20 protein-coding genes are annotated in these 21155 nt (G+C 67.4%); 2 read left to right on the top strand and 18 right to left on the bottom strand.

Annotation, left to right across the window (positions count from 1 at the left end; all coding sequences use genetic code 11):
• Positions 1-99: 99 nt before the first annotated feature.
• Entirely contained in the window at positions 100-1266 is a 1167-nt protein-coding gene (locus ACILR9_RS02135) for a cobalamin-independent methionine synthase II family protein (RefSeq protein ID WP_395708237.1), read from the bottom strand.
• 1 nt (position 1267) lies between these two features.
• A complete protein-coding gene (locus tag ACILR9_RS02140; protein ID WP_395708238.1) occupies positions 1268-2233 on the bottom strand; it encodes a Bug family tripartite tricarboxylate transporter substrate binding protein in 966 nt (321 codons plus the stop codon).
• An 80-nt stretch (positions 2234-2313) separates the two neighbouring features.
• Between ACILR9_RS02140 and ACILR9_RS02145 the strand changes: the two genes are divergently transcribed.
• Together ACILR9_RS02145 and ACILR9_RS02150 are read left to right on the top strand one after the other, a co-directional pair.
• Positions 2314-3483 (top strand): acyl-CoA dehydrogenase family protein, encoded by a 1170-nt coding sequence (locus ACILR9_RS02145; protein WP_395708239.1) that lies wholly within the window; start codon positions 2314-2316, stop codon positions 3481-3483.
• 12 nt (positions 3484-3495) lie between these two features.
• Positions 3496-3894 (top strand): VOC family protein, encoded by a 399-nt coding sequence (locus ACILR9_RS02150; RefSeq protein ID WP_395708240.1) that lies wholly within the window; start codon positions 3496-3498, stop codon positions 3892-3894.
• 19 nt (positions 3895-3913) lie between these two features.
• Here ACILR9_RS02150 and ACILR9_RS02155 read toward each other — a convergent pair whose 3' ends face one another.
• The 16 genes from ACILR9_RS02155 to ACILR9_RS02230 form a co-directional block, all read right to left on the bottom strand.
• The gene (locus ACILR9_RS02155) at positions 3914-4753 is read right to left on the bottom strand and encodes an alpha/beta fold hydrolase (protein WP_395708241.1); all 840 of its coding nucleotides are present in this window, start codon (positions 4751-4753) and stop codon (positions 3914-3916) included.
• Between the two features lie 264 nt (positions 4754-5017).
• Positions 5018-6859 carry an ABC transporter ATP-binding protein/permease gene (locus ACILR9_RS02160; protein WP_395708242.1) on the bottom strand — a complete coding sequence of 614 codons (1842 nt, stop codon included), beginning with the start codon at positions 6857-6859 and terminating at the stop codon, positions 5018-5020.
• Positions 6860-7654 carry a class II aldolase/adducin family protein gene (locus tag ACILR9_RS02165; RefSeq protein ID WP_395708243.1) on the bottom strand — a complete coding sequence of 265 codons (795 nt, stop codon included), beginning with the start codon at positions 7652-7654 and terminating at the stop codon, positions 6860-6862.
• Positions 7655-7812: 158 nt separating this feature from the next.
• Positions 7813-8304 carry an Lrp/AsnC family transcriptional regulator gene (locus ACILR9_RS02170; RefSeq protein WP_395708244.1) on the bottom strand — a complete coding sequence of 164 codons (492 nt, stop codon included), beginning with the start codon at positions 8302-8304 and terminating at the stop codon, positions 7813-7815.
• Between the two features lie 391 nt (positions 8305-8695).
• The gene (gene soxA / locus ACILR9_RS02175) at positions 8696-9469 is read right to left on the bottom strand and encodes a sulfur oxidation c-type cytochrome SoxA (protein ID WP_395708245.1); all 774 of its coding nucleotides are present in this window, start codon (positions 9467-9469) and stop codon (positions 8696-8698) included.
• On the bottom strand, positions 9466-9786 hold the full coding sequence (gene soxZ, locus ACILR9_RS02180; protein ID WP_395708246.1) for a thiosulfate oxidation carrier complex protein SoxZ: 321 nt from the start codon (positions 9784-9786) through the stop codon (positions 9466-9468). Before soxZ ends, soxA begins: the two co-directional genes overlap by 4 nt.
• Complete coding sequence (locus tag ACILR9_RS02185; protein WP_395708247.1) at positions 9786-10256, bottom strand: SoxY-related AACIE arm protein; 471 nt, start codon at positions 10254-10256, stop codon at positions 9786-9788. The genes soxZ and ACILR9_RS02185 overlap by 1 nt, the downstream gene beginning before the upstream one ends.
• A 193-nt stretch (positions 10257-10449) precedes the next feature.
• The gene (gene soxX / locus ACILR9_RS02190; RefSeq protein ID WP_395708505.1) at positions 10450-10926 is read right to left on the bottom strand and encodes a sulfur oxidation c-type cytochrome SoxX; all 477 of its coding nucleotides are present in this window, start codon (positions 10924-10926) and stop codon (positions 10450-10452) included.
• Positions 10927-11135: 209 nt separating this feature from the next.
• Positions 11136-12404: an FCSD flavin-binding domain-containing protein gene (locus tag ACILR9_RS02195; protein WP_395708248.1), complete on the bottom strand. Its 1269-nt coding sequence runs from the start codon at positions 12402-12404 to the stop codon at positions 11136-11138.
• A 4-nt stretch (positions 12405-12408) separates the two neighbouring features.
• Positions 12409-12702, bottom strand: a complete 294-nt coding sequence (locus ACILR9_RS02200) for a c-type cytochrome (RefSeq protein ID WP_395708249.1) — start codon at positions 12700-12702, stop codon at positions 12409-12411.
• Complete coding sequence (locus tag ACILR9_RS02205) at positions 12702-14885, bottom strand: molybdopterin cofactor-binding domain-containing protein (protein ID WP_395708250.1); 2184 nt, start codon at positions 14883-14885, stop codon at positions 12702-12704. Before ACILR9_RS02205 ends, ACILR9_RS02200 begins: the two co-directional genes overlap by 1 nt.
• 17 nt (positions 14886-14902) lie before the next feature.
• Entirely contained in the window at positions 14903-15352 is a 450-nt protein-coding gene (locus ACILR9_RS02210; RefSeq protein WP_395708251.1) for a (2Fe-2S)-binding protein, read from the bottom strand.
• 97 nt (positions 15353-15449) lie between these two features.
• Positions 15450-16781 (bottom strand): dipeptidase, encoded by a 1332-nt coding sequence (locus ACILR9_RS02215; RefSeq protein ID WP_395708252.1) that lies wholly within the window; start codon positions 16779-16781, stop codon positions 15450-15452.
• A gap of 120 nt (positions 16782-16901) precedes the next feature.
• Positions 16902-17960, bottom strand: coding sequence for a redoxin domain-containing protein (locus ACILR9_RS02220; protein WP_395708253.1), 1059 nt, complete (start codon positions 17958-17960; stop codon positions 16902-16904).
• Positions 17957-19588, bottom strand: a complete 1632-nt coding sequence (locus ACILR9_RS02225; RefSeq protein WP_395708254.1) for a thiamine pyrophosphate-requiring protein — start codon at positions 19586-19588, stop codon at positions 17957-17959. The genes ACILR9_RS02220 and ACILR9_RS02225 overlap by 4 nt, the downstream gene beginning before the upstream one ends.
• A gap of 331 nt (positions 19589-19919) precedes the next feature.
• On the bottom strand, positions 19920-21101 hold the full coding sequence (locus tag ACILR9_RS02230) for a VWA domain-containing protein (RefSeq protein ID WP_395708255.1): 1182 nt from the start codon (positions 21099-21101) through the stop codon (positions 19920-19922).
• Positions 21102-21155: the final 54 nt, after the last annotated feature.

Consider the following 21155-nt stretch of genomic DNA (forward strand, 5'->3'; position numbering starts at 1 on the left):
CCCATCCGGGCATCACCGTTTCTGTTGCTGGGGCAGTTTGGTCGCACGGTGCACTCTCGCGCAGAAATCGTAACCTGAAACAGCGATGGCGAAGGGGGCTTATGTGGCCCGTCCCCACAACCTCTTGCTCGCGATGTCCGCGCCCTCGCGGCAGGCCTTGAGCTTGGGCCAGACCACGTCCTCGGCGACGAACTGGCTGCCGGCGAAGGTGCCGAAGCCGCAATCGACCGAGGCGATGACGCGGCTGCGGTCGCCGACCGCATCGACCGCCTCGCAGATGCGGTTGGCCACCACCTCGGGGTGCTCGACGAAGTTGGTGAGCGAATCGATCACCCCGGGCAGCAGCACGAAGCGGTCGGGCAGCCTGTTCTTCTTGAGCGCGGCGTATTCGTGCTGGTGGCGCGGGTTGGCGAACTCGATGCTGAGGCCGCCGACCTTGGCGCCGTAGAGCACCGGCAGGATCTCCTGCATCGGGATGTCGTGCAGGTGCGGGCCCTCGTAGTTGCCCCAGCAGCAATGCAGGCGCACGCGCTCGGGCGGGATGCCGGCGAGCGCCTCGTTCAGCGCCGCGACATGCATCTCGGCGATCTTCACGAACTCGGCGTTGCTCTTGTCCTGGAACAGGACGCCGCGCTCCATCGCGAGGTCCGGCGCATCGATCTGCAGCAGGAAGTCCTTGGCGATCAGCTCGTATTCCTTGCGCATCTGCCGGGCCAGCGCGAAGACATAGGCTTCGTGGCTGTCGTAATGCGCGTTGAGCAGCGTCGTGGCGATGATGCCGGGCGACGCCGCCGTCATGAAGGCCTCGGCCGGCGGCTCCTTCAGGCCGTCGAGCGCGGCGCGGAACATGCGGCATTCCTCCCTGGCCGCCGTCAGGTCGTCGTAGGCCACGTCGGCCACCGCCTGCGGCGCGTTGGTGACCTTGGCGCGCCGCGACAGGCGCTGGGCCATCTGCGCCGCCCAGATCGGAAAGCGCGTGTAGTCGGGCGAGCGCGGGCGCCTGGATTCGCCGCCGAAGCCGGTCATGCGCTGCGCCACGTAGGTCTGGAAGCCGACGCGCGGCTGCTCGCCGTCGTTCAGCACGTCGATGCCGGCGGCGGCCTGCTCGGCCACGACATGGCGCACCGCGGCTTCGGACTCGCGCGCAAGGGCTGCCTTGTCGACCGCCTCGCCCGCCTCGTCGCGGATCAGCAGCTCGCTCAGCACCGGGTTGCGCGGCAGGCTGCCGACATGGGTGGTGAGGATCCGGTCGATGCTGTGCTTCATGTCAGTCCACCTTCGCTCCGACCGCCTTCACGACCTCGGCCCAGCGGGCGCGGTCGCGTTTCACGGTCGCCTTGAACTGTTCCACCGTCTCGTAGCGCGGCGTGTTGCCGAGCTCGGCGAGCTTCTTCTGGGTCTCGGGATCGGCCAGCGCCATCTTGATCGCCGCGTTGAACTTCTGAGTGATCGCCGCATCCAGGCCCTTGGGGCCGAAGATCGCGAACCACGTGTAGCTCTCGTAGCCTGGCAGGCCCGCCTCGTCGATGGTCGGGATGTCGGGGATCGCCGCCACGCGCTTCTTCGTGGTGACACCCAGCAGCCGCACCTTGCCGGCGCGATATTGCTGCAGCACCGTCTGCACCTGGTTGAAGATGCAGCACACGTCGCCCTTCAGCACCGCCTGCAACGCATCGGGCCCGCCGCGATAGGGCACGTGCACCATGTCGAGCCCGGCCTTGGCGTTGAACTCGGCGAAGGCGAGATGCGTGCCGGTGCCGTTGCCGGTCGAGGCGTAGTTGTACTTGGCCGGAGCAGCCTTCACCTTGGCGATGAAGTCCGACACCGACTTGGCGTCGATCACGTCGGGGTTGATGGTCAGCACGTTGGAGACGTCGACCAGGGTCGAGACCGGCGTGAAGTCGGCCTCGACGTCGAAGCTGAGCTTCGGGTACAGCGCCGGATTGACGCCATGCGTCGCCGCCGTGCCGAGCAGGAACGAATAGCCGTCGGGCCTGGCGTTGGCGATCACCTCCGACGCGACGTTGCCGCCGGCGCCGGTCTTGTAGTCGAGCACCAGGCGCTGGTTGAGCGACTTCTCGAGCGAGGGCTGCAGCATGCGGGCGACGACATCGACGCCCGAGCCTGCCGGAAAGCCCATCAGCACGGTGATCGGCCGGCTCGGCCAGTCGTCCGCCCGCGCCACGGCCGCAGAGAGAAAGAGCGCGAGCGCGGCCAGCAGGGCCTTCAGCATTTTTAGTCCTCCGATGGAACGGCGGTCAGGTTGGACCAACGATTGGGCTGCTATGCTGGGGCAACGAAGGGAGAATTGCCATGGGCTACATGACCGACGAGCGCCGCCTGATCCAGGAGACCGCGCGCGCCTTCGCCATGAAGGAGGTCCTGCCGGTCGCCAACAAGCTCGATCCGGAGAAAGGCGACATTCCGCGCGAGCTGATCCAGAAGCTGGCCGACATGGGCTATTTCGGCATCGTCATCCCCGAGCAGTATGGCGGCCTGGGGCTGGGCGTGTTCGAGTACTGCCTGATCACCGAGGAGCTGGCGCGCGCCTGGATGAGCGTCGCCTCGATCATCGCCCGCGGCAACGGCCTCTCGGCCGGGCGCGGCATGACCGACGCGCAGCGCGCGGTGTTCCTGCCGCGCGCCGCCCGCGGCGAATTTCTGGGCGCTGCAGCCATGTCGGAGCCCAATGTCGGCTCCGACCTCGGCAGCATCTCCTGCCGCGCCCGCCGCGACGGCGACGACTGGGTGATCAACGGCAACAAATACTGGTGCACCTTCGCCGACGGCGCCGACTACATCATGCTGGTCGCCCGCACCTCCGATCCGCCGGATCCGAGGCGCAAGCATGTCGGCCTGTCGTCCTTCCTGATCGAGAAGCCGCGCGGCACGCTGCCAACCGGCGTCAAGGGCGCGCCGATCCCCAAGATCGGCTACTTCGGCTGGAAGACCTGGGAGCTGGCGTTCGACGATTGCCGCCTGCCCGGCTCCGCGCTGATCGGCGAGGAGGGCCGCGCCTTCTACTACATCTCCGCCGGCCTCGAGCGGGCGCGCGCCCACACCGCGGCGCGCTCGATCGGGCTGGCGCGCGGTGCGCTGGAGGACGCCACCGCCTACGCCCAGGAGCGCCGGCAGTTCGGCCAGGCGATCGGCGAGTTCCAGAACACGCGCTTTCGGCTGGCGCGCATGGCGACCGAGATCGAGGCGGCGCGCCAGCTGCTCTACTTCGTGTGCGACGAGATCGACCAGAAGCGGCGCTGCGACAAGGAGGCGGCGATGGTGAAGCTCTTCGCCTCCGAGATGGCCGAGCGCGTCACCTCCGAGGCGCTGCAGGTCTTCGGCGGCGCCGGCTACACCACCCTGCACGCCGTCGAGCGCTACTGGCGCGACGCGCGACTGACCAAGATCTTCGAAGGCACCTCGGAGATCCAGCAGCGCATCATCTCCGATCACCTTCTCGGCAAACCCAAAGCCGCTGCCTGAAGGAGCACTGCCATGGCCCTGTCCATCGACCGCATCGACCATGTCGTTCTCAACTGCCGCGACGTCGAGACCACCGTCGCCTGGTATCAGCGCGTGCTCGGCATGCAGCGCGAAGAGTTCGGCGACTATCGACATACCGCGCTGAAGTTCGGCCGGCAGAAATTCAACGTACGGCCGAGCGGCGCCAAGGACTGGGTGTCGGCGCCCAACGATGCCCCGGGCGCGCTCGACCTTTGCTTCATCACCCGGCAGCCGCCTGATGCGGTGGTCGAGCACCTGAAGGCCTGCGACGTCGAGGTCGTCATGGGACCGACGCCCAAGACCGGCGCGCTCGGCCCCATGACCTCGGTCTATTGCAACGACCCGGACGGCAACCTGATCGAGATCGCGAGCTACCCCGCCGAGCGTTAAAGCGATTCTCGGCAATGAGTTACGAACGCTCCGCCAGCGCGATACGGCCGAGCCAATCGTCCACCAGAGGAGCCAACAGGTGAGGCGTCGCGACTGGCCAGCTGTGGTCGGCACCGTCGAGCACGGCGAGGGTGGCGCGCGGATAGCTTTCGAGGATGGCCAGCGTGTCGCGATATCCGACGACCGTGTCCTGTCGCCCTGTGATGATCAGCGTGGGCGCGGTGAAGCCCTTCTCCTCGGAGGTGAGATCGAAGGAGAAGCCGTAGCGCTTCGGGTCGGCGCGGATCTCGTTGGCGAGCGGCGCCGTCGCCGCGATCGCCGGCTGATAGAGTGAGCGGGACTTCTGTCGCGCGGCGGCGAGATAGTCTGTTGTCTGCACGAGGACGTTGCCCAGCGCCGTCCGTTCCTCTTCGGGGACAGCGGCAATGAGTGCGTCGTCGCGCACCAGCGGCTCGAACGCCGGCAAGGTACGGTGCGCGGTGTCGGCGATGACGGCCGGCATGCGCAGCAACAGACCGGCCACCCTTGCGCGCCGGCGCACCGCTACGGCGCGCGCCAGGTAGCCGCCCAGTGACGTGCCCGCGAGCACGAAGCGCTCACCACCCGCGACACGGTCGATGAAAGCGAGCACGGCGGCCAGCATGTCGTCCTGGTTGGCGAAGCCGGCCTTTGCCGTCGATCGCCCCATGCCGGGAAGGTCGGGATAGAGGCGGCGCCAAGCGGCGCGCCATTCGAAGATCGGCTCGTAATCGACCAGCTCGAGGCGATGGTCGAGCGTCCAGCCATGCAGAAAGACGATCGGTCGTCCTTCTCCCCGCTCTTCGTAGTGGATCGTCGCGCCATCGAGCTCGCACTGCATCGTTTCTCCTCTCGCCGACCGGATCAGCTCCATGACGGCAGATCTTGCATGTTCCTCCCCCGATGACGCAGGCCATCCGCATATGGGCGCTCTCTCATCTTCCTCCCCAACCCTGTTGGGGAGGTGTCGCCGTCTTCGGCGACGGAGGGGTCATGAGCAGCGGGACTGAGGCTCATGACCCCTCCGCCCCCGATTACGGGGGCACCTCCCCAGCTTCGCTCAGCGAAGCTGGGGAGGAGAGTGAAAGACGAGGATTGGAGAGGCTCACCGCCCCAGCAGGGTCTGCCGGAAGCTCGACCAGAAGCCCGGTCCGGTCGTCTCGGCCCGGCTGGTCGCCGCCATGCGGCGATAGAGGTCGCGCAGGCTCAGCCTGTCGGTCCGCGGCTTGAGCTGCGCGCCCTGCTTGCCGGGCTCGAGCACGAGCTCGCGGGTGTGGAATTCCTCGAGGCCCGGACGATGGCCGATGCTGACGACGGCTGTCTTCGGAAGGTCATCGGCCAGCAATCGCATGACGTTCGCCTGGCCGGCCTCGTCGAGCGCCGATGTGGCTTCGTCCATGAACACCCAGGCCGGCTTCTGGATCAGCACCCGGGCGAAGGCGACGCGCTGCTGCTCGCCGCCCGAGAGGATCTGGTCCCAGCGCTCGGTCTCGCCCAGCCGCCCCCGCAGGTGATCGAGGCCCACCTTGTGCAGCGCCTCGCGCAGATCCTCGTCGTCGACGCCCTGCGGCCGCTCGGGATAGAGGAGCGCGTCGCGCAGCGTGCCGAGCGGGAAATATGGCTTCTGCGGCATGAAGGCCATGCTGGCCTTCGGCAGCTCGACAGCCCCGTGACCCCACGGCCAGACGCCGGCGATGGCGCGCATGATGGTGCTCTTGCCGCTGCCCGACTGGCCGCGGATCAGGACCCTTTCCCCGGGCTGGATCTCGACCTCGGCTTCGGCGACCAAAGCCTCGCCGTCGGGCCGCGACAGGCCGAGCTCACGCAGGACCAGGCGATCGGTCTGGCCCGGCGTCACCTCGATGTGCTCGCCGTCTTTCGCCTCGATGCTCTCCTCGAGCTCGAGCAGCGCGGCGTGGAGATGGACCACGCGATCGGTCGAGGCGCGCCAGTCGGCAAAGCGTGGAAAATTGTCGATCACCCAGGACAGCGCCCACTGCACGTTGGAGAAGGCCTGCGCCGTCTGCATCAGGCCACCGAGCTGGATGTCACCGGCGAGGTAGCGCGGCAACGCCAGGATCAGCGGAATGACCGGGGCGACATAGGAGAGCGAGCTGGTGAGCAGCGCGAGGCTGCCCTGGCCCCGGGTCTGAGCCTGCCAGGCGTTGCCAAGCTGGGACACGGCATCGCGCAGCCGCGTCCGCTCGTCGGCTTCGCCGCGCATCAGGGCGATGCCCTCGGCATTCTCGCGGGCGCGGATCAGCACCGAGCGGACGTCGGCCTCGCGGGCCTGCCGCACGTTGCCGGCCTCGATCAGGCCGCTGCCCAGCGCATAGGTGAGGATCGAGCCGAACAGGGCATAGAGCACGGCGGCCCACACCATGTAGCCCGGCACCGAAAGCTCGACGGAGCCGATCCTGATCGGCAGCTCGCCGGAGAGCACCCACAGCACGCTGAGGAAGGTGATGAGCTGCAGGATGCATTGCAGGATGCTCTGGGCGAACTCGACGGCGAGCTCGCAGGACACGCGGATATCCTCCGCAATGCGGCCGTCCGGGTTGTCCAGATCGTCGGCCAGCAGGCCGAGCTGGTACTGGCGGCCGGCATGCAGCCAGCGCCGCGTCGTCACATGGGTGAGCCAGGTCCGCCACCTGATCTGCAGGCGCCGCCTGACATGCAGGTGGATGGCCACGGCGACGCCGCCCGACACGACGATGGCGGCGAGGACGTAGAGCAGCTCGGCCAGCTGCGCGGTATCGCGCTTCTCCAGGGCATTGAAGAAGTCACGGTTCCAGATGTTGAGCCAGAGCGCGATCCCGACGTTGATCGCGCCGAACAGCACCATCCCGGCCGTGAGGGACCAGGCGACGCCACGATATCCGGGCGCCGTCCAGTAGCCGCAGGCGATGGCGGCGAAGGCGCGGAGCGAGGAGGGCCGGGCGTCCACTCAGTCGCGGAAACTCGGATCGATGCGATCGAGTTTGCGCAGCAGGGCAGGCCAGTCGAGCAGGCCGAACGGGCGGCGGACATGCGGCTGGTAGTTCATGTAGGTGGCGTCGACCACGTCGGCGGGCACCTCGATCAGCTTGGTGTTGCACGACATCGCCGCGATCTGCGTCTTGCAGGAGAGCTCAAGCCGATGCATGGCGTTGAACGCCTCGGGGATGGTGGCGCCGGTCGTCAGCAGGCCATGGTTGCGCAGGATCAGGGCGTTGTTGTCGCCCAGGCTGTCGACCAGCGCCTGGCGGGACTCGGTGTTGATCACCACGCCGTCGTAATCGTGATAGCTGATCTTTGCGAAGCGCATCGAAGTCTGGGTGTTGGGCAGCAGGCCGCATTTCATGGTCGAGACCGCCATGCCCGCCCAGGTGTGAGTGTGCATCACGCAGGCGATCTCGGGCTTGGCCATGTGGATCGCACTATGGATCACGAAGCCGGCGCGGTTGACACCATAGTCGAGGGTGCCGAAATCCGGCTTGGCGAGGATGTTGCCCTCGTGGTCGATCTTGAGCAGGCTCGACGCGGTGATCTCCTCGTAGAGCAGCCCGTAGGCGTTGATGAGGAAGGCGTCGGGCTCGCCGGGCACCCGCACCGAGATGTGGTTGGCGATCAGGTCGGACATGCCGTAGAGGTCGATCAGGCGATAGGCGGCCGCCAGATCGACCCGCGCCTGCCACTCCTCGGGCGACACATTGGTGCGAAGATCGGCGACTTTGGACGTCTTGAGGGCATGCACGGGCACTGGAACGCTCCTGGCTGGTCGGCGGTTCCCCGACGGTAGACCGGCCTTGCGGCAAGCTCCAGCCCCGACCAAGCCCGGCAACCACCCAATGTCGTGGCCATCCATGGGCATGAGGCGCCGTGTTACGGGGGCACTACTCACCTGGTGGCGAGGCGGGCTCAAGCCCTCTTCTTCCCGTCCTTCGGGTTCCGGACCTCGAGGGCGAGCGGGTAGGAGGTGGTCGACTTGATGCGCTCCATCGAGAAGCGCGAGGTCACGTTCTTGAGCGGCATGGTGTCGATCAGCTTCTTGTAGAACGTGTCGTAGGCCTTCATGTCGGGCACGGCAACGCGCAGCATGTAGTCGATGTCGCCGGCCATGCGGTGGAACTCCATGACCTCAGGCATGGCGGTGACGGTCTGGGCGAACCTGGCGAGCCAGGCCGACGAATGATCGCCGGTCTCGATCGACACGAACACCGTGAGGCCAAGCCCAATCGATTCAGGCGAGACCAGCGCCACGCGGCGCAGGATGACGCCGGCCTTCTCGAGACGCTGGATGCGCTTCCAGCACGGGCTTTGCGACAGACCGACCCGATGGGCGATCTGCGCCAGCGAAAGGCTGGCATCCTCCTGCAGGAGGGCCACGATCTTCCTGTCGATCGCATCCATGATCGGTCACTCGCGAGATGAGCTGGCCTACTGTCGAGCCTGCGGTCCCGAATCTCAACAGGACTTCAAGTCGGCAGCGATTCGAGCTGCACGGCCGGGCCCAGCCGGGCGCTCAGCAGGTCGGCCAGCGCCTCGACGTTGCGACTGTAGGGGTCCGACGGCTGCGCAGGCAACGAAACAGGCAGCCGTAGTTGTCCGGAGCTGCGGGAGATTCGTCTCCGGCGCGCCGTGCGGGGAGAAAAATTCGCTTCCGGCAGGCCTTTCCCCCCCCCCCCCAGCAAGCGGCCTCGTCGCCCGGCACGGCCAGCCCGGACAGGCCGCGGGGCGGCGCGCGGCGCGGCAGGCGAAGCGATGGCATGGTCTCAGGCGAGGTCGACGCTGTAGCTGCCGATCAGGGTCTGACGGCCGGGGACTCGATCTTCAGGCCGCGGGCGCGATCCATCAAATAGGACTCGAGCTCGATGTATTCGATCGCATCGAATGGCCAGGCGTCGGCGCGCACCCCGACGAGGCAGTTGCGCAGCCGCCGCTTCAGCGAGCCCAGCCCCTGCCATTCCAGGCGATAGATCGGATAGCCGGTCGGATGGGCCTGCGGGATGACCACGCCGGCGAGCTGCTTGCCGGCATTGTCGTCGTGACAGATGGCGCAGCTCAAATTGAGCTGGCCCTGGCGGCGCCGGTAGATCTCGGCGCCGCGCGCGCGAAACGGCGTCAGGCGCAGGTCGTCGGGGGGCGCTATCGGCTCGCCGCGCGATTGGTGCGCGACCAGGGCTTCGAGCGCAAGCAGATCGCGATTTTCCGCCGGCCACGGTTCGGCCTGCTGTCGGCCGGTGCGGCAAAGACTGATCTGTCCGGCAAGGTCGACCGGCTTGTCGGCGCCCGGCGGGATCGCGGGATAGCGGGCGGCGACGCCCTTCAGGCCGGTCACGGCACCATGGCAGTCGGCGCACGACTTGCCGCTGGCGCCGGCGGGCTTGCTCCAGAGCTGCGCGCCGGCCTGCACGAACAGCATGCCGGGATTCGCCATGTCGTCGTCCTGCATCTGCCGGAGCGCCGGTCCCATGTCCTGATAGCCGGAACGCCGCGTCTCCAGCGCGCCCTGCGCCACGGCATAGGTGGCGGCGAACAGCGAGACGAGCCCGAGGGCGGCGCGCGCGGCTTTCATCCCACGGTGATCGCGACCCGCTCCTCGACGGCGAAGCCTTCGTCCCCGGTCCAGCGCAAGGCGATGGTGCCGCTCTCGCGCGCCACGGCGAAGAAGGAGACGAACGGGTTGGCGGCGATCGCCGGCGACATCGCCATGCTGAAGATCTCCGTGCCGTTCCAGATCGCTGTGAAACGCTCGATGATGTTGCGCGGAATGATGCGGCCGTTGGTGCCCGGCCGGAAGCCGGTCTCCATCGGGTGAAGGATCAGGGCCTTGATCTCGATCACCTCGCCGCGCTTGGCCGTCTTCGGCGCATTGACCAGCACGTTGGCCATCAGGTCATCTCCTCGAGGCAGGCCGCCAGGGTGACGATCACGTCGGCGCTCGCGCTGAAAAACTCACCTTTGCTGGTCTCGGCGATGGCAACGATCTTCTGCGAATCGCCGAGTTTTATCCGCGTGGCGATGACGGCTTTCCCATTGCGCGGCCCCAGCCTGGCGTCGAACACGTGCGGCTGCGGGTTCTTCTCGTTGAAGACGTGGATCGCCTTGACGTGGTCGGCCTCGCTCATCGGGCTCTCGACCGAGACGGTGAGCGGCACGGTGTTGCCGTTCTCGATCAGCGGCGGCACGTCGAGGGTGACCCTGCCCTCGCGGACCGTGGCAGTGCCGACGACCTCCCTGATGGCGGCGGCCATCGCCTCGGGCGTGGCGCGCGCGGCCGCGACCGGCAGCACGGTGACCAGCGCCGTGCCGGCGAGGAAGGTGCGGCGTTGGAGGAAGGTTGGCGTCTTCGTTGAAGTCATTGCGCACTCCTTCCCTCCCCCGTAATCGGGGGAGGTGGCCCGCAGGGCCGGAGGGGGAAGGCCGCAATCGAGCTTTCGCCGATTCCGACGTCGGAATCAGAAGCGTCTCGACTGGGGCATTCCCCCTCCGCCCCGTGTGGCGGGGCACCTCCCCCGTATGACGGGGGAGGAAACTGAAAGCTAATCAAACCCCTCACTCCTTCAAGGTCACCAGGTAGGCCACGACATCCTCGACCTGTTCGGCGGTCAGGATCGTCTTGCCGGCGAAAGACCTGGCGACGCGATGCAGCCCGGTGGTGCGGTAGTAGGCCGGCATGATGGTGTCGGGATTGAGACGGGCGCCATCGACGATGCGCAGCCGCAATTGACCCTCCGACCAGCGTGCCCCGGCGCCGGCCAGGCTGGGCGCCAGCGTGCCCTGGAAACGCTCCTCAGGGATCGGCCCGGAATGGCAGAGCAGGCAGAGCCCGACGCTGCGGTTGGCGACGATCGCCCGCCCGCGGGCAGCGTCGCCGGGCCGCCCGGTCAAGGACTTTGCGATGGCGTCGCCGCTGACGGCATAGGGGCGCGGCGGCTCTTGCGCAGAGGCCCCGGGCGCCGCCATGGCCAGCGGCAAGGCAAGACCGGCTGCTCGTGCCACCACGTTCAGCCCCGTGCCCCTCCAGGGCATTCGCATGTGGGCGCGCCGTTCACTCTCCTCCCCAGCTCCGCTGGGGAGGTGCGCCGTCATACGGGGCGGAGGGGTCATGAGCCTCGATCCCGCTGCTCATGACCCCTCCGTCGCCGAAGACGGCGACACCTCCCCAAGCTACGCTTAGGGAGGAAAATGAGAGAGCGCCCATAAGCAAATGGCCTGCCTGCCTCTCGAGCCCGCATCGGTCAGCCGAAGACCTCGGCGGTGATGGTGCGGAACCAGCTGCTGGCGTAGAGCGCCTCCTGGCCGCGGAAGCCGCCGACGACCTCGAGCGGGCTGGTCCCACCCGCCCCCGGAATATCGGCCAGCACGCCCTTATCGGGCCGATAGACGCCGGCGACGGAGATGCCGTAGTCGGCCGCGACCAGGCTGTAGCACGTGTTGATCAGGATGGGGTCCTGCGGCTTGCGGCCGGCCAGCAGGTCGACGATGGCGGCGGCGCACACCTTGGCCTGGGCATTGGCAGCGAAGGCCGATTTCGGCATGCCGCCCATGATTGCCGCGTCGCCCAGCACGTGGATGGCGGGCTGCAGGGTCGATTCGAAGGCGACCGGCTCGACCGGGCACCAGCCGGTGCGATCGGCGACGCCGGCCTGTTGGGCGATCGCGCCTGCCTTCTGCGGCGGGATCACGTTGGCGACCGCAGCCTTGTGGCGGCCGAAATCGGTCACCAGCATCAGGCTCGACGGATCGACCGAGGTGACCTTGCCGCCCTGGCTCAGCGACACCCAGTCGATCATGCCGGGATAGAGCTGCGCCCAGGCATTCTGGAACAGGCGCTGCTTGGAGAAGCCGTCCTTGGCATCGAGGATCAGGACTTTCGACTTCGGCTTCCAGATCTTGAGCCAGTAGCAGATCAGGCTCGCCCGCTCGTAGGGACCCGGCGGGCAGCGGAAGGGGTTGGCCGGCGCGGAGATCACCACCAGCCCGCCATCGTCCATGCTCTGCAACTGCTGACGCAGCAGGACGGTCTGCGGGCCGGCCTTCCAGGCATGGGGCATGATCTGCGCCGCCGCCTCGTTGTAGCCCGGGATCGCTGTCCAGTCGAAATCGATGCCCGGCGACAGCACCAGGCGGTCGTAGGCGAGCGTGCTGCCGTCGGACAGCGTCACCGACTTGGCCGAGGCATTGATCGCCGTCACCGACAGTTGCGCCAGCGTGACGCCGGCCTTGGTCACGCCGCCGTAGCCGAATTGCTGCTGGTCGATCGACCGCAGGTCGGCCAGCACGTTGTTGCTGAACGGGCAGGCGGTGTAGGTGGCGTTGGGCTCGACCAGCGTGACCGTGAGCTTGGGCTCGAGCGTCTTCAGCGTGCGCGCCGCCGTCGCGCCGCCGAAGCCGCCGCCCACGACGACGACCCGCCCGGCGCCCTGCGCCGAGGCGATCGACGGGCCGAGCGTCGGGGCAAGGCCGGTGGCGAGACCGAGCTTCAGAAGGGAGCGCCGTGTCGCCATGGCCCTACTCCGGCTGGGCGGCGAACCAGGCCGCAATGGCGTCGACCTGGGCATCGTCGAAGCCCTTGGCGATGCGGCCCATCACGCTCGACGGCCAGGTGCCGCTGCGATATTCGCGCATCGCCGTGGCGATATCGGACGCCTTGCGGCCGGAGATGCGCGGGATGACCGAGTCCGCCACCTTCATGGGCGCGTGACATCCCGTGCAGGAACTCGCGCCCGGCGGCGGCTCGGCCGCCTCTGCCGCGCCGGCCAGCAGGAACGCACCGGCCAGAGCAGTCAGAGTCAGTCGTCGCATCAAGCGCCTTTCTTCAGTTCGTGATGCATCAGCGGCAGGTTGCGCACGCGCTTGCCCGTCGCCTTGGCAATGGCATTCAGCACCGCCGGCGCCGCCACAGCGATGGTCGGCTCGCCGACACCACCCCAGAAGTCGTGAGTCGGCACCAGGACGGTCTCGACCTTCGGCATCTCGTCCATGCGCAGCATGTTGTAGCTGTCGAAGTTGGTCTGCTCGACGGCGCCGTCCTTGACCGTGATCTCGCCGTACAGCGCCGCCGACAGGCCGTAGACGAACGAGCCGGCGACCTGGCGCTCGATCTGCGCCGGATTGACCACGTGGCCGGGATTGGTGGCCGCGGTGATCTTGTGGATCTTGAGCACGCCGTCAGCGCTCACCGAGACCTCGGCGACGCCGGCAACGTAGCTGCCGTAGCCCATCACCTGGGCAATGCCGTGGAAATGGCCCGCCGGCAACGGCTTGCCGTAGCCCGCCTTGTCGGCCGCCGCCTTGAGCACGTCGGCCCATTTCGGCTTCAGGACCTTCAGGCGGAAGGCGAGCGGATCCTGGCCGGCCGCTTCCGCCAGCTCGTCCATGAAGCATTCCATGTAGACGGCGTTCTGGTTGACGTTGACGCCGCGCCAGAAGCCCGCCGTGATGTGCGGGTTGCGCATGGCGTGATCGACCAGCAGGTTCGGCACATTGTAGCCGTAGGCTGCCTCGACGCCGCTCGCCATCACGCCCTGGAAGGTGGCGGGATCCATGCCGTTCTGCAGGTTCTGCGGCAGCAGGGAGGCCAGGATCGACTGGCCCGAGATGCGCATGTGCAGGCCGACCAGGTTGCCCTGCGCGTCAAGGCCGCCCGTGAGCTTGCACATCGTGGTCGGATGATACTGGCAGTGCGTCATGTCCTCTTCACGCGACCAGATCAGCTTGATCGGCGTGCCCGGCATCTCCTTGGCGGCGAGCACGGCCTGGCGCACGTAGTCGGCGCGGCCGCGCCGGCCGAAGCCACCGCCCAGCATCAGCTTGTGGACGTCGCATTGCGCGACCGGCAGGCCGGAGGCTTCCGACGCCGCCGCCATCGCCGCCTCGCCGTTCTGCGTGCCGCACCACACCTCGCATTTCTGCGGCGTGTAGCGCGCCGTGGCGTTCATCGGCTCCATGGTGACGTGGTGCTGGTAGGGGAAGCTGTAGGTCGCCTCGACCTTCTTGGCCGCGCCGTCGATCGCCGCCTTGGCGTCGCCCACCTTGTTGCCGACGAAGGCCTCGGAGGCGGTGAGCCCTTCCTTCAGCATCGCGGCGATGGTCTCGGTCTGGACGTCGCCGAGCTTGCCGATGTCCCACTCGGTCGGCAGGGCGGCGAGCGCGGTGCGCGCATTCCAGTAGGTGTCGGCGACGACGATGACGGCGTTGCCGTCGACGGCGATGACCTTCTTCACGCCAGGCATCTTCTCGACCTTGGCAGCATCGAAGCTCTTCAGCTTGCCGCCGATCACGGGGCAGGCGCGGACCGTCGCCACCAGCATGCCGGGCATGGTGAAGTCGATGCCGTAGACCTGCTTGCCGGTGACCTTCTCGACCGTGTCGAGCCGGGCGATCGGCTTGCCGGCGATCTTCCAATCCTTGGGGTCCTTGAGCTTGACCTCCTTGGGCGGCTCGAGCTGCGCCGCCGCCGCGGCGACCGCGCCAAAGGTGGTCTTCTTGCCGGACGGGTGCGTGATCACGCTGTCCGACGCCTTGCACTCCGCCGCCGCCACCTTCCAGTCGGCCGCGGCGGCAGCGATCAGCATCTCGCGCGCCATGGCGCCGCCTTCGCGGACATACTGCTGGCTTTCGCGGATGCCGCGGCTGCCGCCGGTAGAGAAGTTCTTCCAGACGCGGTTGCGCTTCAGGTTCTCGTTGGGAGTCGGATACTCCCAGGTGACCTTCTTCCAGTCGCACTCGAGCTCTTCGGCCACGAGCTGGCAGAGGCCGGTCAGCGTGCCCTGGCCCATCTCCGAGCGGGCGACGCGGATCACCACCTTGTCGTCGGGATGGATCACCACCCAGGCGTTGATCTCCTTGACGTCGGCAGCGTGTGCGGCGCCGTCCTCGAGGGGAAGGCGCATGCCGAGCGAGAAGCCGCCGGCGACGGCCGCGGCGCTGACCAGGAAGTTGCGGCGACGCAGCGAGGTACGGCCGAGCGAGGTGTGAATCGTCATGGTTCGTCCCTCCCCTCTCAGGCCTTGGCCGCGGCGTGGATCGCCTCGCGCACCTGCTGATAGGTGCCGCAGCGACAGATGTTGGTCATCGCCGCATCGATGTCGGCGTCGGTCGGCTGCGGCTTGGCAGCGAGCAGTGCCGTCGCCGCCATCACCATGCCGCTCTGACAGTAGCCGCACTGGGGCACGTCGGCCTTGACCCAGGCTTCCTGGATCTTGGTCAGGGTACCGTTGGCGGCGAGTCCCTCGATGGTCACGACCTTGCGATTGCCAACCGAATTCAGGGGTACCTGGCAGGAGCGCGTCGCCACGCCGTCGATCAGCACGGTGCAGGCGCCGCACTGGGCGATGCCGCATCCGTACTTGGTGCCGGTAAGCCCGATCTGCTCGCGCAGCACCCACAACAGCGGCGTACGCGGATCGGCAGTGAAATTCACGGCCTTGCCGTTGACGTTGAGGACAGCCATCCCGGTCTCCCGTCTCAAGGGGTAAGTGTGGCCGGAGCCTAGCCGAGCGGGCCGTCCGCGCCTAGCCGAGCCCCTCCTCACGGATGTGTGATGGCGGTCAGCCGAGGCTGGCGTCGAACACGCGACGGTAGTTGCCGCCGAGAATCTTGTCCGTTTCAGCGGCGTTGAATCGTGTGCGCAGCGCGGCGACAAGCTGCGGCACGTCGCTGTAGGCCGGCAAGGAGCTGCCGCCGGGGAGGCCAAGCTGGTCGGTGCCGAGGCCGACGTGGTCGACGCCGACGATCTCGGCCATTCTCGCCATGCCATCGGCAAAGGCCACGACGTTCGGGAAATAGGCCATCACCGGCCAGATGCCGATGACGCCGCCGGTGGCCGCGATGGCGCGGGCATGATCGGGCAGAATGCGCCGCGTCCACGCGGCCGGCCGCTCGGTCAGCGAGGTGTGCGACAGCACCAGGGGCTTGGTCGTGGTTGCCGCGGCGCGCTTGACCAGCTCGTAGGTGCCGTGCGCGACATCGACCACGATGCCCATTCGGTTGCACTGCCGGATCACCTCGGCGCCGAACGCGGTGAGCCCGCCATGCACGCCGGGCTCGGTCTGGATGTCGCCGAGCTCGTTCGGCCGATAGTGGGTGAGCTGCAGATGGCGCAGCGACCAGCGCTGGTACGCCTCGGCCAGGCGCTCGATCCTGCCTTCGAGGAAGTCCGCGCCCTCCGCCGCGACCACGATCGACGGCCGGGCAGATCGCGCCGCGCGCAGCTCGGCCGCGGTGCGCAGGATCGGCATGCCTTGCTCTCGCGCGATCGCATGCAGGGCCGGGAAGGATCGTTGCGAGAACTCGTAGAGCTCGCCGGGCCTGGGATCGCGGCTTGGCCGCAAGCGACCGTCGGTGAGCTTGATGACCGGCGAATCGGCGACGACCGCGAGGCAGACCACCGCCATCCCGCCCTGCCGCATCGGCTCGGCGACCGGCGCGAACTGGCCGCGACCGTAACTCATCTGCGTGAGGTTGCCGGCATGACTATGGATGTCGACCGCCGTTCCCTCACCCGCCTGAGCCAGGGCCGGCACCGGCAGACAGAACAGTGGGCTCGCCGCCATGAGCGCACGCCGCGTCACGCCGGCGCGGCGTCGGGCGCCGCGCAGCTGGTAGCGCCAGCCGTCGGCATCATCGGCGACGACGTGCAGTGTGCCGCTGAGGCGGAGCGCGCCATTGCCCGGATCGACTTCCTCGCCTGCAAAGACCTCGATCACCGCGAGCCGGTTTCCCGGCACGCAGCCGGTGCAACAGTTGGGCTCGGCGGTCAGGAGAAAATAGTCGGCGCGGCGTACTGCGAGCGCTGTGGTAGGCCAGCCGGTGATCTCGATTTCCTTGCCTTGGGCACGATCCGCGCGCGGTGTTCCAAGATCATGCCAGGACAGTCGCATCGGTCTCTCGCTACGCTCGGGATGACAGCATTGGTGTTCCGGACAACAGCATTGCTGTCATCCCGAGCAAGGCGCTTGCGAAGCAGGCGCCGTCAGCGAGGGACCTTTCGTCTTCGCTGGCTACAATTTCGGCGGCAGGTAGTACGGCCTGTCGCCCAACGCCAGCACGCGCTTCCAGAAGCCGGGACCCGAAGCCTTGCCGACCTCGTCGAGGTCGGCAGCCTGGCGCCACATGCTCCACGAGTCGGGATGCAGGGTGCTGGCGATGTCCATCTGGCGATCGCCTTCGGCCTTGAGGCCGTGGCCGTGCAGCCAGACGCCGAGCCGGAAACGCGCCCGCGCCTCGGCGATCGCGTCGGTCACGCGCGGCAAGGCCGAGCGCGCTTCCCTGGCCGGCAACGCATGCCGGCCGGTCAGCACCCAGTCGCGCACGGCGTCGAGATAGGCCTGGCGCGCGGCAAGTCGCGCCGCCTGATCCTCCGGCGTCATCGTCCGGGTTTCGAGATTCATGCGGCGGAAATGATCGGTCGAGCCTGCCGTCTCGGGCGGCCGCACGATGCGGCCTCCCTCGTCGATCCAGATCGCCTGCGGCACGTTGACGAGATTGTAAAGATCGCTCAGTCGATGCTCGACGTCGATCAGCTGCCAGTACGACGACCTCGCCTGCTCGATCCACGGCCGCGCATGCTCGGCGCCGCGGCTTTCCTCCGCCACGGCCACCACCATGAAGCCCTTGTCCTTCAGCTCATCGTAAAGGGTCTGCCACACGGGCAAGTCGAAGCGGCAGCCTCACCAACTGGCCCAGGTGGCGAGGAACACCTTCTTGCCGCGCAGCTGCGACAGCGTGCGCGGGGTGCCGTCGACGTCCGGCAGGGTGAAGTCCGGCGCTTCGAGGCCTTCGAGCGCCGCGTTGCGCTCCTCGGCCGGCGCGCCGAGCGCCCACACCTCGCCGCCGTCGCTGGCGATCACCGGGCCGCCCAGCGTCTTCCAGAAGGCCTCGACGTCGACGTCGCGGCCCTGCACCACCTTGGCCGGCAGCGGCACGCAGAGATCGCCGCGGCACATGCCCTGCGGCTTCAGCGCCCAGCCGGTGACCCGCTCGGCATCGGCGGCGTTCATCCACAAGCCGTCGCGCGTGGCGACGGCATGCTCCTCGGTCGGCGTCAGGATCGTCGTCACTTGGGTACCGAGATCGTGGTTTCCTTCGACGTGATGAACTCGAGCAGCACCGGCACACCCTTCTTGGTCTGCTCGATGCCGCGCTTGATCGCCGGGATGATGTCCTCCGGCTTGGTGACGCGCTCGCCGTAGCCGCCGAAGGCGCGGGCCATGGCGGCGTAGTCGCCGGAGATGTCGGTCGAGCGGTACTTCTCGGTCGACACCTTCATGATGTGCAGCTCGATCGCCATCGAGAAATTGTTGAGCAGCACCGACATGATCGGAATGCGCTCGCGCACCGCGGTCTCGAAATCCATGCCGGTGAAGCCGATCGCCGCGTCGCCCCACACGTTGATGCAGAGCTTGTCGGGACAGGCGAGCTTGGCGCCCATGGCGAGGCCGAGACCGTAGCCCAGCTGCGTGGTCTTGCCCCAGCCGATGTAGGAATGCGGCGCGGTGTTCTTCCAGAACGGCGACAGCTGGTCGCGCGGGCTGCCGGCATCATGGGTGATGATGGTGTTGGCCATGTCGACCGTGTGCTGGAGATCCCACAGCACGCGGTAGGGATTGAGCGGCGCCTCGTTGTTGGTGAGCTTGGGCATCCACTCCTTCAGCCATTCGTCGGCCACCGCCTTGATCTCGGCGGCGACCGGGCCGGCGTCGCGCTTCGAGGCACCCGCCGCCTTGGCCGCCGCGACCAGCGCGGCCAGCGTCAGCTTGGCGTCGCCCACCAGCCCGTACTTGACCGGCACGTCCTTGTTGATGTGCGCCGGATCGAGCGTGGCGTGGATGATGGTCTTGCCCTTCGGCATCGAGATGCCGAAATTCGTCTCGGTGAACGAGCAGCCGATGCCCAGGATCACGTCGGACTGGTCGAGGAACTGGCGCACCGCCTTCGGATAGGCGCGGCCGCCCGACCCGAGCGCCAGCGGATGGGTCTCGTCGAAGCAGCTTTTCCCTTCCAGGCTGGTGCAGACCGGAATGGCGAGAAGCTCGGCCAGCTCCTTCAGCTCGGCATAGGCCTCGGCCCAGTGCACGCCCTGGCCGGCGTAGATCACCGGGCGCTTGGCTGCCACGAGCACCTTGGCGGCTTCGGCCACCTGCCCAGCATCGGGCCCGTACTTGGTGACGACGACGGGCTCGTAGCCCAGCGGATCGGGCGCATCCTCGGCATAGGCGTCGGCCGGCAGCTCGACGATCACCGGCGAGCCGCGGCCATTGCGCAGCAGATTGAAGGCGCGGCGCATGATGTTGGCCACTTCCTTGCCGCTGGTGATCGGCTCGGAGTGCTTGGCGACATGGGCCATGGCGAGCGTCGAGTTGAAGTTCGGCGGGACGTGCGCGATGCGCCGCGGATAGCCCTGCGGGATCACCAGCAGCGGCACCGACTCGCCGTAGGCCTGGGCGACGCCGCCATAGGCGTTCTCAGAGCCCGGACCGCTCTGCATGCAGAACACGCCCATCTTGCGACCCTTGGTGAGCCGCGACATGGCATCGGCCATGTGCAGGCCGATGCGCTCCTGGCGCACGATGATGGGCCGGATGTCGACCGCGGCGCAGGCCTCGATCAGATGGTTGACCGGATAGGCGAAGAGATACTCGACACCTTCCTTCTTCAAGATATCGGCGATCGCCGGACCGGTTTTCATGCGCGATTCTCCCTCCCGAATTCGTTTTCCGTAGCCGCACGCGGGAACCCGAATTCGAACGCCCCGCGATCATGCCGTCCCGAACGCAGCAGAGGATCTCATCGCCGCTTGCTGCCGCCACGAGATCCTTCGCGAGGATGACAGAGAAGCGCCATCCTTCGGCTTTGCGCGCCTGTTTGCAATGGCCTTGTGGATGGCGTTCCGATTCAGGGGGCTCTTCCCTCGGCGCCGCTCTGGGAAGGCAGTCGGCTGCGTGTCGAAAAAGAGAAAGGTCCCCGAGCGCAGCGAGGGACCTTTCTTCATCTTCATCCCGCCATCGAAGGCGTGACCGTCACTTGTTCAGCTCCTTCATCGCGCTGTCCAGGCCGCCCAGGGTCAGCGGGAACATGCGGTTGCTGGAGAGCTGCTGCAGCAGCTGGATCGACGGCGTGTAGCTCCAGTGCCGCTCCGGCACCGGGTTGAGCCACACCATGCTGCGATAGGTGTCGGCCATGCGCTGGATCCAGACCTGGCCCGCCTCCTCGTTCCAATGCTCGACCGAGCCGCCGGGATAGGCGATCTCGTAGGGGCTCATCGAGGCGTCGCCGACGAAGATGATCTTGTAGTCGGGCGGGAAGGTGTGCAGCAGCTGCTGGGTCGGATAGGTGTCGACGTGACGCCGCCGATTGTCCTTCCACAGCTTCTCGTACAGACAATTGTGGAAGTAGAAGAACTCGAGGTGCTTGAACTCGGTGCGCGCCGCCGAGAACAGCTCCTCGCACACCCGGATGTGCGCATCCATCGAGCCGCCGATGTCGAACAGCAGCAAGAGCTTCACCTTGTTGCGCCGCTCCGGGATCATCTTGATGTCGAGGTAGCCGGCGTTGCGCGCCGTCGAGCGGATCGTGTCGGGCATGTCGAGCTCGACCTCGGCGCCCTCGCGCGCGAATTTGCGCAGGCGGCGCAACGCGATCTTGATGTTGCGCGTGCCGATCTCGACCGTGTCGTCGAGGTTCTTGTACTCGCGCTTGTCCCACACCTTGACGGCGCGGCCCTCGCGATTCTTGTCCTGGCCGATGCGTACGCCTTCCGGGTTGAAGCCGTAGGCGCCAAACGGCGAGGTGCCGGCGGTGCCGATCCACTTGCTGCCGCCCTGGTGGCGCTTCTGCTGCTCCTCGAGACGCTTCTTCAGCGTCTCCATCAGCTTCTCCCAGCCACCCATCGCCTCGATCTGCGCCTTCTCCTCGTCGGTCAGCAGCTTCTCGGCGAGCTTGCGCAGCCACTCCTCGGGGATCTCGGCGGTCGTGCCCTCGGCCGGCAGCGCCTCCAGTCCCTTGAAGACGTGGCCGAACACGCGGTCGAACTTGTCGAGGTTGCGCTCGTCCTTCACCAGCACCGAGCGCGACAGGTAGTAGAAGTCGTCGACCCTGTACTCCGAGACACCCTTCTCCATGGCCTCCATCAGCGCCAGATACTCCTTGATGGAGACCGGCACCTTGGCCTGGCGCAGCTCGAGAAAGAAGTTGGTGAACATGGGCTACCTACCTGTCGTGTCTCATTCTCCTCCCCAGCGAAGCTGGGTGGAGGA

It is taken from the genome of Reyranella sp., from assembly GCF_044224635.1.
Lineage (GTDB): Bacteria > Pseudomonadota > Alphaproteobacteria > Reyranellales > Reyranellaceae > Reyranella.